We start from the raw sequence: 14,014 nt of genomic DNA, 5'->3' as shown, positions 1-14,014 counted from the left end.
TGGCCTGAATTTCAATGACGTGCATAGGTCTTGTCGAGCAGGTTGATGGGCGCCAGCGCCTCCCCTGCCTCCTTGGCGTTGCGGGTCTCTTCCTTCACCTTGGGATCGAGCCAGAGCAGACCGCCGCTACTGTGAGGATAACCATCCATCGGCCAGTAGAGCAGATCCGGCGTGTTCTTGGTGGCAGGCACCTCCGGCAGCATCACATAACGCCAGCTGCTGGCCCGCACATAGTTGAGCTGCACCCCGGGCACGAAGATGGCGAGGTCATGGATGCGCTGCTGGATCTGCTGGGAGAGATTGGCCCGTTTGGCCATGTCGAATTCGACGTTGTAGGCGTCGATCAGCGTGTCCAGCTCCTTGTCAGCCACGTTGAACAGGTTGTTGGTCTGCGGTTTGTTGGCGTTGGCGGAGTGGAAAAACTCCCAATATTGCGGATAGAGACCGCCGCCGCCCCAACCGAGCCAGGCCGCTTCGTGTTTCTTCTCCAGCATCACCTTGAAGCCGGTGGCGCCATCCACCAGATTGAGCTCCAGATCCAGACCCGCCTTCTTGGCCTCCTCTTTCAGCACGGTCAGTCGCTTGGAGTGCTCCTGACTGGTGTAGGTGAGCGCCAGCGTCAGCCGCTCACCCTTCTCATTCTGCAGGATACCGTCCGGCCCCGGCTTGTTATAGCCGCCCTTGGCAAAGTACTCCCGCGCCTTGCCTATGTCATAAGCCCGCTCCGGCAGCGTGATGTCAGTGAACTCGCCAAAGCCCGAGTCAAAGGTGGTGGCTCTGTCATAGTCGCCGCGCAGCACGGTCTCGATCATCTTGTCGATGTTGAAGGCGTGCTGGATGCCAAGGCGCACGTTCACGTCTGCCAGTTTGGGGTTGGCTACATTGAGGTGGACCCCCTGACCGCCCTGTTTGGTGTCGGTCATGGCCATCACCTTCTGCACGTACCCCTTCTTGTACTCCGGGGTGACCGCTTTTTCATGCCACCAGTTGGGCAGGATCATCTCGAAGGTATCGATCTCCCCTTTCAGGAAGTGGCGGAAGGCGATGTTGTGATCGCGGATCACCTGCACCTTGATGGTGTCGATGTTGAATCTGTGCTGGTTATAGCGATCGTCTTTTGCCCACCAATCCTGCTGCTTGCTGAAGGTGACCGACTTGCCCTTCTTGACGTCGCTGATCACATAGGGACCTGTGGTGGGCACTACGGCCCAGTTGTACTGTTTCACCCAGTTGGGGGTCAGCTTGTAGTGGTGCTTGGGCTGGGGCCACAGCTCGGTGGTGTTGAGCAGATCCAGCTTGGCCTTGCGGTTGCCCGCTTTGACCATAATGGTGTGATCATCGAGCTTCTCAACCGCCACCACTTCGGTGGTGTAGTAGTTGTTGAACCAGGGCCCCTTGATGTGTTTGGAGCGCATCATCTGGTAGCCGAAGGTGTAGTCGTCGGCATTGACCGGCTTGCCATCCGACCATTTGGCCCGCGGATCCAGCTTGAAGTAGACGGTCTGATTGTCTGGCGCGATGGCCCAGTGGGTCGCCAGCGAGGGGATGGGGTTGCCGGTATTGGGGTGAAAGCTGATGAGCCGCAACTGGTTATCGAGAATAAAGGAGCGGAACGATCCGTTGGAGTCAGGCCCCACGGTGCGAAACGTCAGCGGAAAGCTGTCGACAAACATATTGAGGCTGCCGCCCGGCAGCGCCTTGGGGGAGGCGAACACGGGGTCGGTGTCGTTGGTCTCCCATTTGAGATCCGCAGGCAGGCTGGCCGCCCAGACCCAGGATCTGTTTACCAGCACAAAGAGAGCACCTATCCATGTGATTTTATTTTTCATGTTTGACTTCCAGGTCTGGCCCCTGCACTGGGGGTCTTGATTGATAACGGGATTATCCCTTGCTCCCGGGACCGCCGATGAGGGCGGCCCGTCCTTCATTAATGATTGTTTGTTACCCGGCGCCTACCGATGCGCGCTGGTACCGGCTGACTTACTGGTAACGGGTAAATTTGCGCGGATCGAACGCCTCGCGGATCGCCTCACCGATAAAGGAGACCATGATCAGCACCAGACTCACCGCCGCCACCACTGAGCTGACGATCCAGATGGCATCCAGATTGTTGATGCCCTGGGAGAGCAGCTCGCCCCAGCTCGGTGTTGGCGGCGCGAGGCCAAAGCCCAGATAGTCGAGCGCCGTCAGGGTGGAGATATTGCCCACCACGGCGAACGGTGCCAGGGTGACGATCATCATCAGGGTGTTGGGCAGGATGTGGTTGAAGATGATCCGTTTGGCGCTCGCCCCTTGCGCCCGCGCTGCCATCACATAGTCCCGCGCCCGCTCTTTGTAGGTGAGGGTGCGCATATACCAGGTGATCCCCATCCAGCCGAACAGCACGTTGATGCCGACAAACAGGCCGAAGTTGGGCTTGGCCTGCGACACCAGGATCATGATGACGTAGAGAAACGGCACCTGAGACCAGATCTCGATAAAGCGTTGCAGGATGAGATCAAAGCGGCCGCCGAGAAAGCCCATCAGACAGCCGATGGTGACCCCGATGGCGTAACTGGCCGCCAGCGCGATAAAGGCAAAGCCGATGGCGATGCGAAAGCCGTAGACCAGTCGCGCCAGCACGTCGCGGCCGCTGGTGTCGGTGCCGAGGAAGTGGCGCTCAGCCGCGCTGGGGGCGTAGGGCGGGTAGACATCCTCTTTGAAATCCTGCTCGTAGGGATTCCAGGGGACTGGCGGCAGCAGCACCCAGTCGCCCTGGCCCTCTGCGGCAAACTTGGCCTTGAGCTGGCGATAGTTGGTCTCGTACTCGTAATCGAGCCCGAACTGCTGACCGGGGATCACATCGCCATAGGTGGGGAAGTGCAGCTGGCCCTGATAGCTCACCATCAGCGCCCGGCTGTTGACCAGCAGCTCTGCCAGCAGGGAGAGCAGCACCAGGGTGGTGAAGATGATGAAGGAGTAGTAGCCGCGCTTGATCGATTTGAAGCGCTTGAGTTTTTTCAAGGTAACCGGATTGAGCTTCATGGTCAGTCTCCAAACCGCACGCGGGGATCAACCAGGGCAACACAGATATCGGAGACGATATTGCCTATCAGCATCAGCATGGAGGTGATGGCCAGAATGCCCATGACGGTGGGGTAATCCCGCTCGACGATCGCCTCGTAACCGAGCAGGCCGATGCCGTCGATGTTGAAGATGGTCTCGATGAGGAAGGAACCGCCAAAGAAAACGGTGAGCACCGACCCTAAGTGACTGGCGATAGGGATCAGGCTGTTGCGCATGGCGTGGTCGGTGACCGCCTTGCGAAACGGCAACCCCTTGGCCACTGCGGTACGCACATAATCCGCCGACAAGTTCTCCATCAGGCTGTTTTTCATGGTCATGGTGAGGATAGCGAAATCACCGATGGCGTAGGCGATAAGCGGCAGCAGGGCGTGGGCAAAGACAGTGCGGATCTGATCCCAGCTGCTCTCCATGTATTCAAAGTCGTCCCCCGGAAAACCGCCCATCGGCAGCCACTCCAGATGGAAGGCGAAAATGGTGATGAGGAAGATCCCCACCACGTAGGCGGGTAGGGCATAGGCCATGTAGATGAGCATGGAGCTTAACGAGTCGAAGCGGCTGTTGTGCCTGAGCGCCTTGGCCACCCCGAGCGGGATGGAGACCGCATAGCTCAGCAGAAAGGTCGCCAGTCCGAAGAAGGCGGTGACGGGGAGCCGCTCCTTGATGAGATCCCACACCGGCTCGTAATAGCGGGTCGATTCGCCAAGATCCAGCACCGCCAGCTTCTGCAGCCACTCCCAATAGGCGACCAGCATCGGCTTGTCGAGGCCATAGAAGGCCTTGAGCTCCTCGATCTGCTCATCGGAGAGGGCCTGTGCCCCCTTGCTGCCGCTGGAGCGGCCAGATTCATTCTGGGAAACCTGGGCTTGCAGCAGCATGCGTTCGACCGGGCCGCCCGGTACGAAACGGGTGATGGTGAAGACGAGCAGGGTGATACCGAGAAACGTCGGGATGATCAGCAGCATCCGGCGTAGGAAATACGACAGCATGGTGGAACCTCGTCCTTGTTGTTGAAAAGAACCCGCCATATCCCTGATGGCCACAATGCTTCATTGGTAAACATAAAGCAGAGCCAGTTCAATCAAATAATCACAACGGGAGCTGTTTTTCTCCTGTACCGTAAAAGTAAATAATGGCGAGGAGGTTGGTAGACAGGATGGTCTCCTGGCTCGTCATGAATGTTTTATATCTGTTTCGCTCTTAATACTGTTTAGGCGCTTCGAGCCAATGCTAGCTGGCGATTTCATCGAGTAGTGGAACGCCAGCCTTGCTCATATTTTACTCATCCGCATATTGTTAGATTCACTCTTCCCCTGTTATGCAGAGATATGTTGAAAACGGCCCCTTTTAACAAGAAAAGCAACATATCGAAGTTGAAATTTTGGCCGACTCAGGAAAGAATGCGCGCTCGGTTATTGGCGTCGTGGGGCAGGTTGACCCGCCACCGGCAGACCGAGGATGAGACGGCCCCCGGCCCATTTGGTACAGGAAACCACACAGGAATTTTATGAATCCCCTTCGCACTGCCGCTTCGGCTCTTTTATGCACACTTGCGCTGGTCAGCCAGCAGGCCGCCGCCGTTGAATACGCGCTGCCAGCCGCCAACAGCCGCCTGATCGGTGAGAACCAGGAATACGTGGTGCCTGCGGACAACCGTCCGCTGGAGCAGATTGCCACTGAGTTCCAGCTGGGGCTGACCAACATCATGGAAGCCAACTCGGGCGTTGATCCCTATCTGCCGACGGCGGGTAGCACCCTGATCATCCCCCACCAGTTGATCCTGCCCAATGCCCCCCGCGAAGGAATCGTCATCAACGTCGCTGAGATGCGTCTTTACTACTACCCGAAAGGGAAGAACGTGGTTCACGTCCTGCCCATTGGTATCGGGCAGTTGGGCGCAGACACACCGGAAAACTGGGTGACCAAGGTAGAGCGCAAGCGAGCCAACCCGACCTGGACCCCGACCGAGAACATCCGTCGCCGCTATGCAGCCCAGGGCAAGACCCTGCCGGCAGTATGGCCAGCCGGTCCGGATAACCCCATGGGTCTGCACGCCCTCTACATCGGCAAGCTCTATGCCATCCACGGCACCAATGCCACCTTCGGTATCGGTCTGCGGGTGAGCAGCGGCTGTGTGCGTCTGCGCGCTGACGACATCAAGTATCTGTTCGACAACGTGCCGGTCGGCACCCGAGTCCAGTTCGTCAACCAGCCGGTCAAGACCACGGTCGAGCCGGATGGCGGTCGCTACATGGAAGTACACGAGCCGCTGTCCCGTACCGAAGAGGAGTTCAACTCTACCGCCGCCGTGCCACTGCCCATGACCCAGGCTACTACCCGCTTCCTCGCCCACGCCGACACTGACTCCAATGTGGTCAAGCAGGTGCTGGAGCAGCGCAGCGGCATGCCGACCCGCCTCAATCCCTGATTGAGCAAGTTGGCTGTGCTGCTGGCACTGGCAGGATAAAAAAACGGCGACCATCTGGTCGCCGTTTTTTTATGGGATATTCACGCTGTTGCTACTGCATGCAGACCGGGCAGAAGGCGTAGGTGCCTTGCGGATCGTTGAAGTGTGTCAGTGGGTCCAGACTGCGGTTCAGCTCGACCAGCGCCTTGCCAAAGCCTGCTGGCAGCCAGCTTTGCAACTGCGGCGCCAGCACTTGGGCGCTGCTGTCAAACAGCTGGCGCAGGAACTTGTCTTTGGTGGACTCCTCCAGCTCGATGGGGGTCACCTGCCACTCCTTGAGGTCGGCCAGCTCGGCGGCGGCCTTGATGGCGTCATCCAGATTGCCGAACTCGTCCACCAGACCCAGGGTCTTGGCATCTTCGCCGGTCCAGACCCGACCTTCAGCCGCTTTCTCGGCCTCTTCCGGGCTCAGGCCACGACCCTTGCTCACCAGACCGATGAAGCGCTGGTAGGTATCCTCGACGCTCAGCTGGATCGCCTGACCGACGTGATCCGGCAGGGCGCGGGTCGGGCCGACGCCGACGTAATCGGTGGTGCCGACCCCGTCGGTATGCACACCGAACTGGGCCAATGCCTTGTCGATAGTGGCGAACATGCCGAACACCCCGATGGAACCGGTGAGGGTGGTGGGGGAGGCGAAGATCTTGTCCGCATCGGCAGAGATCCAGTAGCCACCGGAAGCGGCATAGCTGCCCATGGAGACCACCACCGGCTTGCCTGCCTGTTTCAGGGCCAGCAGCTCTGCTCGGATCTGCTCGGCGGCGAAGGCGCTGCCACCGGGGCTGTCGACCCGCAGGACCACGGCTTTAACCTTGTCATCGCGGCGGGCATCGGCCAGCAGGTCGGAGAGGCTATCACCGCCGATGGTGCCGGCAGGCTGGACGCCATCCATGATGGCGCCGCTGGCGACCACCAGACCCACCTCATCCTTGCCACTCTGGGGATACTGTTCGGGCACTGCAGCCAGATACTCTTTCAGGCCGACCCCTTTCCAGCCGTGATCGTCCGCTTCGCCAACCTCTTTAATGACCGCCTGGGTCATTTCGTCGCGGGTGGCCAGCTGATCCACCAGACCGTTGTCGAGGGCGTAGTTGGCGGCATTGCCACCGGCCTTGCGCAGCAGTTCGAGGAAGCGCTCCTTGCCCGGCGCGACCGCATCGGGTTCGATCTCCCGCTGCTCGGCCACATCTGCCACATAGAATTGCCACAGCTGATCCAGCCAGCGCTGGTTCGCTTCTTTGCTCTCGGGGGACATCTCGTCGCGGGTATAGGGCTCGACGAAGGATTTGTAGGTACCGACCTTGAACACGTGCGGGGTGATGTTGAGTTTCTCCAGTGCCGACTTGAAGTAGGTCTGGTAGACCCCAAGCCCCTCGATCACCACGGCGCCGCTCTGGTTGAGCAGCACGTGATCGGCGTGGGCCGCCAGCAGGTACTGGCCCTGGGTGTAGAAATCAGCCATGGCGATCACCGGTTTGCCGCTCTCTTTGAACTCATCGATGGCGCTCGCCACCTCCTGCAGCTTGGAGAAGGTGGCTCCCAGCAGCCCTTGTGGCTTGATTACCAGCGCCTTGATGCGTTCGTCATCCTTGGCACTCTTGATGGCCCACAGCAGGTCGGAGAGGACGATTTCGCTCGGCTGCTCGTCGCTGCTATCCATCTGGCGCAGCAGTTGCACGGTGGGATCGGTCTGGGAGCGTTGCTCCACCAGTACGCCGTTGAGATTGAGGGTCAGCGCCCCTTCGATGGGAGCCTCTGGGGCCTCTTTCTGGCTGACGCTGAAGACGATGACCAGCACTACGATGAGAAACAGCAGATTGACCAGCATCAGCCGGGTGAAATTGAGCAGGCGCCACAGGCTGCGGAACAACCAACCCAGACCTTTGAAAATAGACATAGTCGCGTTATCGCCCTGTTAATGGGTAGAGAAGGGTCATTATTAACCAGTTGCGGGCGAAATTGCCATTTCCGACTGGCGGATCCCGTCTATCTTCCTTCAGGGCACGGCTGTTCGCTGAAAAATTGTCCAAACATTTGTTTGAAAAAGAATTTTCGATTCTTTACTCTAGCTTCAGTTTGATAACAAAAAATTAACTGGAGGCATCGTGAGCCGCTATCCGACCCTGCTGACCCCGCTCGACCTTGGCTTTACCCAGCTGCGCAACCGCGTGTTGATGGGCTCCATGCATACCGGCCTCGAAGAGGAGAAGGGCGGTTTTGACAAGCTGGCTGCCTTTTATGCCGAGCGTGCCCGTGGTGGCGTTGGCCTTATCGTCACCGGCGGTATCGCCCCCAATCTGCGCGGTCGGCTGGTGCCTCACGGCTCCCAGCTGAGCTTCCCTTGGCAGGTGAGCAAGCACAAAAAGGTGACCAGCGCCGTGCATCAGGAGGGGGGCAAGATAGCACTGCAGATCCTCCATGCCGGTCGTTATGCCTACCATCCGTTCAGTCTGGCGCCGAGCGCCATCAAGGCGCCGATCTCCCCGTTCAAGCCACGTGCCATGAGCGAGCGGCAGATCCGCAGCACCATTCGCGACTTCGCGGCTACAGCAGCGCTGGCCAAGGCGGCCGGTTATGACGGCGTCGAGGTGATGGGCTCGGAAGGCTATCTCATCAACCAGTTCATCTGCGAGCGCACCAACAAGCGCACCGATAGCTGGGGCGGCAGCAGCGAAAAGCGGATGCGCTTCCCGGTGGAGATTGTTCGCGCCATTCGCGAGCGGGTCGGCACCGACTTCATCATTATCTTCCGCCTCTCCATGCTCGATCTGGTGGAGCAGGGCTCGACCCTGGAAGAGGTGATCGCCCTTGGCAAAGCGTTGGAAGCTGTAGGGGTGACCCTGATCAATACCGGCATCGGCTGGCACGAGGCGCGCATTCCCACCATCGCCACCAGCGTGCCACGCGGTGCCTTCAGCTGGGTCACTGCCGAGCTGAAAAAGCACCTTAAGGTGCCGCTTATCACTACCAACCGGATCAACACCCCCGAGGTGGCCGAGCGTATTCTGGCGGGTGGCGAGGCGGATATGGTCTCCATGGCGCGCCCCTTCCTGGCGGATCCCGAGTTTGTCATCAAGGCGGCCGAAAATCGGGCGGATGAGATCAACACCTGCATCGCCTGCAACCAGGCCTGTCTTGACCATGTGTTCAAGCAGAAGCGCGCCTCCTGTCTGGTCAATCCCCGTGCCTGCTTCGAGACCGAGTTGACCTTCGGCCGCGTGCCCCAGCCCAAGAAGCTGGCGGTGGTGGGGGCAGGGCCGGCTGGCCTGGCGTTTGCCTGTTACGCTGCGGAGCGCGGCCATCAGGTGAGCCTGTTCGATCAGGCGAGCGAGATTGGCGGCCAGTTCAACTTCGCCAAGCAGATCCCGGGCAAGGAGGAGTTTCACGAGACTCTGCGCTATTTCGCCAAACGACTGGAGAAGTGCGGTGTCGAGCTCTATCTGGGCCAGCGCCAGAGTGCCGAGAGTCTGCTTGGCGGCGGTTTTGATGAGGTGATCCTCGCTACCGGTATCCGCCCGCGTACCCCCAATATCCCGGGGATCGAGCATCCCAAGGTGATGAACTACCTCGATGTATTGCGGGATCACAAGCCGGTCGGCGAGAAGGTGGCGGTGATCGGTGCTGGCGGCATCGGTTTCGATGTGGCCGAATTCCTTGTGGAGAAAAGGGTAGAGAAGAAGGTGGAGATGGATGCAGATGGGCACCGTGATCACTGGCTCAAGGAGTGGGGCATCGACAAGCAGCTCGGCGAGCGCGGTGGCCTCACCACTCCTGAGGTCGATGCGCCCGAGCGCCAGATCTGGCTGCTCCAGCGCAAGGAGAGCAAGGTGGGTGACGGCCTTGGCAAAACCACCGGCTGGATCCACCGTACCGTGCTCAAGAACCGCAATGTGCAGATGCTCTCCGGGGTGCAATATCTGGGGATCGATGACGAGGGCTTGCACATTCAGGTGGGCGAGACCAAGCAGTGTCTGCCGGTGGATCAGGTGGTCATCTGCGCCGGGCAGGAGCCCCTCAAAGAGCTGCAGGCCGGTCTGCAGGCGGCAGGCATGCCGGTGCATATCATCGGCGGTGCCGACGTGGCTGCCGAGCTGGATGCCAAGCGCGCCATCCGGCAAGGGGCCGAGCTGGCCGCCGTCATCTAGCCAGCTGTGCCATCCTGCCCTTTATCGTGCGATAAACCCCTGAGCCTCAGGGGTTTTCTTCATTCGGTGCTGTGCTAAGGTAGCGCCATCATTGCCCCAGAGAAGGAATTGCCCATGGATGCCCTCACCCTGTTGCTCAATCGCCACTCCTGTGGCCGTCTCACCGATCCCGCCCCGAGCGGTGAGGTACTCGACAATATCCTCAAGGCGGGTCTGCGCGCGCCGGATCACGGCACCCTGACTCCCTGGCAGTTCATTCTGTTTGAGGGGGAGGGCCGCGAGCGGCTGGGCAATCTGCTGGCTGACGCTGCCCGCGCTCGTGGCGAGGATGAAGAGAGCGTCAAGAAGTGCAGCGAAGCGCCGCTGCGGGCACCCTTGGTCGTCGCCGTGGCAACTCGTTATCAGGCACACCCCAAGGTGCCGAAACTGGAGCAGGAGCTCTCTGCCGGTTGTGCCCTGATGGCGATGCAGATGGCCGCGCAGGCGCAGGGCTTCAACGGCATCTGGCGTTCCGGCTGGTTTATCTTCGACGAGCAGATAAATAAAGGATTGGGGCTGGCCGCAGAGGATCAGCTGGTGGGCTTCCTCTACCTCGGCACCCCCATGCTGGAGGCGCGCAAGCTGCGCGAGCTGCCCCTCGGCGAGTATGTCCGCCGATTCTGACACGTCTGTCACGCTGCGATTGAGAGAAGAAAAGCCTCGAGAAATCGGGGCTTTGCTGTTTTAACCGTGAATAATAACCAGAGTGATTGGGGAAAATAAATGAATCAAAGAGGGCTTCGCGCACCATAGCAGGTAATTATTTAAATAGTGAGATGCACCTCGCAATCCTGTGGTTTTTCACTATGTAAAACGTTTGCCTGTTCGCTAATATCCCACTGCCAGTTTAGAAGGGTACCCCTTCTAATTTTTCTGCGATGAGAGTCGCAATTCCGTAGCACCTTTTAACAGCCCAACGTCTTCATGACATTGGGCTTTATTTTTATGGGTACGTTTTTGTGGCTCCAATTGAGGCCTTGAACGTGATCAAGGTTCACGCTTTTCCTTATAAAATCGGGGTCAGGATCCCGCTTCGCTGGCAGATAATAACAAGAGAGTGGGTTATTCCCATTGAGGTAGCCCACTCTGCATTTTTTGTCAGCCGGAGGCTTTATGTGGTTCAACAGCAAACTAAAAATGGAAAATCAGCAGCTGCGGGAGGCCCTGAGTCTCAAGGAGGAGCAACACCAGCAGGCGCTGGCCGAGCTGCGCGCCACCATAAGTGAGTATGAGCAGATGCAGTGCAGTAGCAGGGAGAGTAGTGACCTCTTCAACCAGGTGATCTCGTGCCAGAACAAGGGGGGCGAGATGCTGCAGAGCGTGCGTGAAGCGCTGGCTGGCAGTGCCGAACATCTGATGGAAGAGAAGAGCGCGCTCTCGGAGCTGGATCAACTGTTCGCCCAGACCCGCAGTGCCATCGGCCGCCTCTCCGAGCGGGCGCATGCGATCACAGGTGAAGCCGAACGTAGCCTCAAGGCAGTCAACCAGCTCGATGCCACCACGTCGGCCATCAACCAGTTTGTTGCGGCCATACAGGGTATTTCGGAACAGACCAATCTGCTGGCCCTCAACGCAGCCATAGAAGCAGCCCGAGCCGGGGACGCTGGCCGCGGCTTTGCCGTCGTAGCCGACGAGGTGCGGCAATTGGCCAGCAAGGCCCACGAAGCCAGTCGCCAGATTGAGGGGCTGGTCAAACAGATTGTCGGCCAGGCGCAGGATATCAAGCTCATCATCGATGACAATCAGGCCAGCGCCGCCGAAGTGGCGACCTCCTCTTCCCAGATCGATGCAGTTGTGGCCCAGGTGCTGGCTCAATCCGGCAGGATGCAGCAGGTGATCCACAGTGCTGCCACCACCTCTTTCCTCAATACGACCAAGCTCGATCATGCGGTCTGGAAGAACACCATCTATCGCCTTATTGATCAGCAGCACTTCCATGAACCGGTCAATGGTCATACCGAATGTCGGCTGGGCAGGTGGTATTTCGAGGGACAAGGCGCCGAGCTCTTTGCCCGGCAGCCCGGGTTTCGCGAGCTGGATGGGCCACACAAACGGGTACACGAGAGTGGCAAGGCAGCGCTTCATGCTCGCCAGCAGGGCAATATCAAGGAGATGGTCGAACAGCTCAAGACAATGGAAAGCGCCAGCATGCAGGTGGTGTACTGCATCGACCGCTTGCTGGGAAGTGCCTGAGCCCGTGCGTCAGGGTACGCACTTGTTTGCATGAGCACAGGGCGTCTCAGCGGCTGACAGGCAGGGTCCGGGCCGGGTTGCCGACTACCCGAGCGCCGGCCGGTACATCTTTGGTGACTACGGCACCCGCGCCGACGATCGCCTCCCGCCCGACGGTGACGCCGGGCAGCAGTATGGCGCCGCCGCCAATCCAGACCTTGTCTTCTATGGTCACCGGCAGCGCCGTCTCCACCCCCTGGATGCGCTCATCGGCGGCCAGCGCGTGGGCAGCAGTATATATCTGCACGTTCGGCCCTATCATGACGTTGGCGCCGATGCGGATCGGTGCGTTGTCCAAAAACGTGGCCCCCATGTTGATATAGGAATCCTTTCCCAGGCTGATATGGCGGCCATAGGTGCAGTAGAGGGGCGGGCAGATAAAGGCGTTCTCAGCCAGCTCGCCGACTATCTCCTGCAACAGCGCCAGCTGTTCATCCTCCTCTTCTGCCCGATTGAAGCGGCGATAGCGGCGCACCGTCTCACGGCGCAGGACATCCAGCTCCGGCGCCATGCAGTTGTAGGGTTGGCTGCTGATCATCTTCTGATATTCGGTCATGGCGGGGCCTCTAGGGTGTGGAAGGGAGAGGATAAGCCATCGGGAGACGGAGAAGCGTGAACCGTTTCTCGGAGCAGGACAAAGGTAAAGCAACAAGGGCACCATCGGTGCCCTTGTTGTATAAGGTGGTTGCCATCAGCCGTGCTTGCGACCGGAGAGGCGGCACCACTCCTCTTTTACCGCGGTCGGGTCCATGTCGAACCACTGGCCGTAAATGGTCTCCAGCTCCGGAGCCTGGCTCTCCAGCACGCCGGAGAGCGCCATCAGGCTGCCCGGCTTGCCGTGGCCGGCGATCAGCGGTGCCAGTTCACGTAGCGGGCCGGCCAGTATGTTGGCCACCACCACGTCTGCTTCGACATCTTGCGGCTGAGCTGCCGGCAGGTAGAGTTCGATCTGGCCGGCGACGCCGTTGCGCTCCGCGTTGTCATGGCTGGCCTGAATGGCCTGCGGGTCGATGTCGATGCCGATGACGCGGGCGGCCCCCAGTTTCAGGGCGGCGATGCCGAGAATGCCTGAGCCACAGCCAAAGTCGACCACGGTTTTACCGGTCAGATCCAGCCCGTCCAGCCACTGCAGGCAGAGGGCGGTGGTGGGGTGGGTACCGGTACCGAAGGCCAGACCCGGATCCAGCATCACGTTGACCGCATCGGGGTTCGGCACGTCGCGCCAGCTCGGGCAGATCCAGAGGCGCTCGCCAAACTGCATGGGGTGGAAGTGATCCATCCACTCGCGCACCCAGTCCTTGTCCTCCAGCTGTTCGACCTTGTAGCCGACGTTTTCGCCGAAGATCTGCTGGAAGAAGGCGATGGTGGGGGCCGGATCGGTTTCGGCATCGAACAGACCCATCACTTCGGTCTCACCCCAGAGCGGGGTTTCACCGGGCATGGGTTCGTAGACGGGCACATCCTTTGCATCCATAAAGGTCACCGCCTGGGCTCCACGCCCCAGCAGCATGTTGCTCACCTTGTCTGCGGTCTTGGCAGTGGCGTTGATTCGAATTTGTATCCAGGGCATGGCGTCGACTCTTCATAAATGTGAAACCGCGAGATTCTACCATCATGGGGCTTTGCTGTCGTGGTTTGCCCATGACGTGGGGGATATGGGGGCTTTTGCCGGATTGGCACGGTTCATGTATTCCTCATTGGGTGACGGGAAGCAACCTGTTCCCGCTGAATGCTTTGCTCTAGGAAAGTTCCGTCATCTTTTTCAGCCACCTTCGGGTGGCTTTTTTTTGCCTGCGGTGAGGCCGGGGGCTGTAGGCCCTGTGGCAGGGCGCAATGTGGCAAGCAAGCGGGAGGGGGGCGGGATTGGCACACTAGCTGCAAAGATACAGAGGTCCTGCATAAGGATATGTGTGTGATTGTTACCCCAATGTTCAGGTATTCAGGCCATTTCTTGTGAAATGGCCTCTTTTTTGGCTCTTTTTATGGTGATGCTGCGTGGTGACTGTCTGTTGCCTGATGTGAGCTGTGCTGTGATGGGGCTTGTCACTGGTGAGTTCACCCCATGATG

Annotated in this window: 10 protein-coding genes; 4 read left to right on the top strand and 6 right to left on the bottom strand. The window is 59.3% G+C overall.

Features of this window, described 5'->3' with window-relative positions:
* Positions 1 to 11: 11 nt before the first annotated feature.
* The 3 genes from BN1125_RS10385 to BN1125_RS10375 form a co-directional block, all read right to left on the bottom strand.
* The gene (locus BN1125_RS10385; RefSeq protein WP_042012224.1) at positions 12 to 1,829 is read right to left on the bottom strand and encodes an extracellular solute-binding protein; all 1,818 of its coding nucleotides are present in this window, start codon (positions 1,827 to 1,829) and stop codon (positions 12 to 14) included.
* Between the two features lie 151 nt (positions 1,830 to 1,980).
* Positions 1,981 to 3,024: an ABC transporter permease gene (locus tag BN1125_RS10380; RefSeq protein ID WP_042012223.1), complete on the bottom strand. Its 1,044-nt coding sequence runs from the start codon at positions 3,022 to 3,024 to the stop codon at positions 1,981 to 1,983.
* 2 nt (positions 3,025 to 3,026) lie between these two features.
* A complete protein-coding gene (locus tag BN1125_RS10375) occupies positions 3,027 to 4,052 on the bottom strand; it encodes an ABC transporter permease subunit (RefSeq protein WP_042012222.1) in 1,026 nt (341 codons plus the stop codon).
* Positions 4,053 to 4,570: 518 nt separating this feature from the next.
* Between BN1125_RS10375 and BN1125_RS10370 the strand changes: the two genes are divergently transcribed.
* Positions 4,571 to 5,491 (top strand): L,D-transpeptidase family protein, encoded by a 921-nt coding sequence (locus BN1125_RS10370; protein ID WP_042012221.1) that lies wholly within the window; start codon positions 4,571 to 4,573, stop codon positions 5,489 to 5,491.
* 91 nt (positions 5,492 to 5,582) lie between these two features.
* Here the strand turns inward: BN1125_RS10370 and sppA are convergent, their stop codons facing one another.
* A complete protein-coding gene (gene sppA, locus BN1125_RS10365; RefSeq protein WP_042012220.1) occupies positions 5,583 to 7,427 on the bottom strand; it encodes a signal peptide peptidase SppA in 1,845 nt (614 codons plus the stop codon).
* Between the two features lie 208 nt (positions 7,428 to 7,635).
* Between sppA and BN1125_RS10360 the strand changes: the two genes are divergently transcribed.
* The 3 genes from BN1125_RS10360 to BN1125_RS19685 all read left to right on the top strand — a co-directional run bounded on the left by BN1125_RS10360 (position 7,636) and on the right by BN1125_RS19685 (position 11,907).
* Positions 7,636 to 9,675 carry an NADPH-dependent 2,4-dienoyl-CoA reductase gene (locus BN1125_RS10360; protein WP_042012219.1) on the top strand — a complete coding sequence of 680 codons (2,040 nt, stop codon included), beginning with the start codon at positions 7,636 to 7,638 and terminating at the stop codon, positions 9,673 to 9,675.
* A gap of 114 nt (positions 9,676 to 9,789) precedes the next feature.
* Positions 9,790 to 10,338, top strand: a complete 549-nt coding sequence (locus BN1125_RS10355; protein WP_042012218.1) for an NAD(P)H nitroreductase — start codon at positions 9,790 to 9,792, stop codon at positions 10,336 to 10,338.
* Between the two features lie 513 nt (positions 10,339 to 10,851).
* The gene (locus tag BN1125_RS19685; RefSeq protein WP_280136072.1) at positions 10,852 to 11,907 is read left to right on the top strand and encodes a methyl-accepting chemotaxis protein; all 1,056 of its coding nucleotides are present in this window, start codon (positions 10,852 to 10,854) and stop codon (positions 11,905 to 11,907) included.
* A 46-nt stretch (positions 11,908 to 11,953) separates the two neighbouring features.
* On the opposite strand, the gene BN1125_RS10345 is transcribed toward BN1125_RS19685, so the two are convergent.
* The gene (locus BN1125_RS10345) at positions 11,954 to 12,502 is read right to left on the bottom strand and encodes a sugar O-acetyltransferase (protein WP_042012215.1); all 549 of its coding nucleotides are present in this window, start codon (positions 12,500 to 12,502) and stop codon (positions 11,954 to 11,956) included.
* 135 nt (positions 12,503 to 12,637) lie between these two features.
* On the bottom strand, positions 12,638 to 13,516 hold the full coding sequence (gene prmA / locus BN1125_RS10340) for a 50S ribosomal protein L11 methyltransferase (RefSeq protein ID WP_042012213.1): 879 nt from the start codon (positions 13,514 to 13,516) through the stop codon (positions 12,638 to 12,640).
* Positions 13,517 to 14,014: the final 498 nt, after the last annotated feature.

It is taken from the genome of Aeromonas fluvialis (assembly GCF_000819885.1).
GTDB classification, from domain to species: domain Bacteria; phylum Pseudomonadota; class Gammaproteobacteria; order Enterobacterales; family Aeromonadaceae; genus Aeromonas; species Aeromonas fluvialis.
Note: the sequence above shows the minus strand (reverse complement) of the source record. Positions and strands in the feature narration are given on the sequence as shown.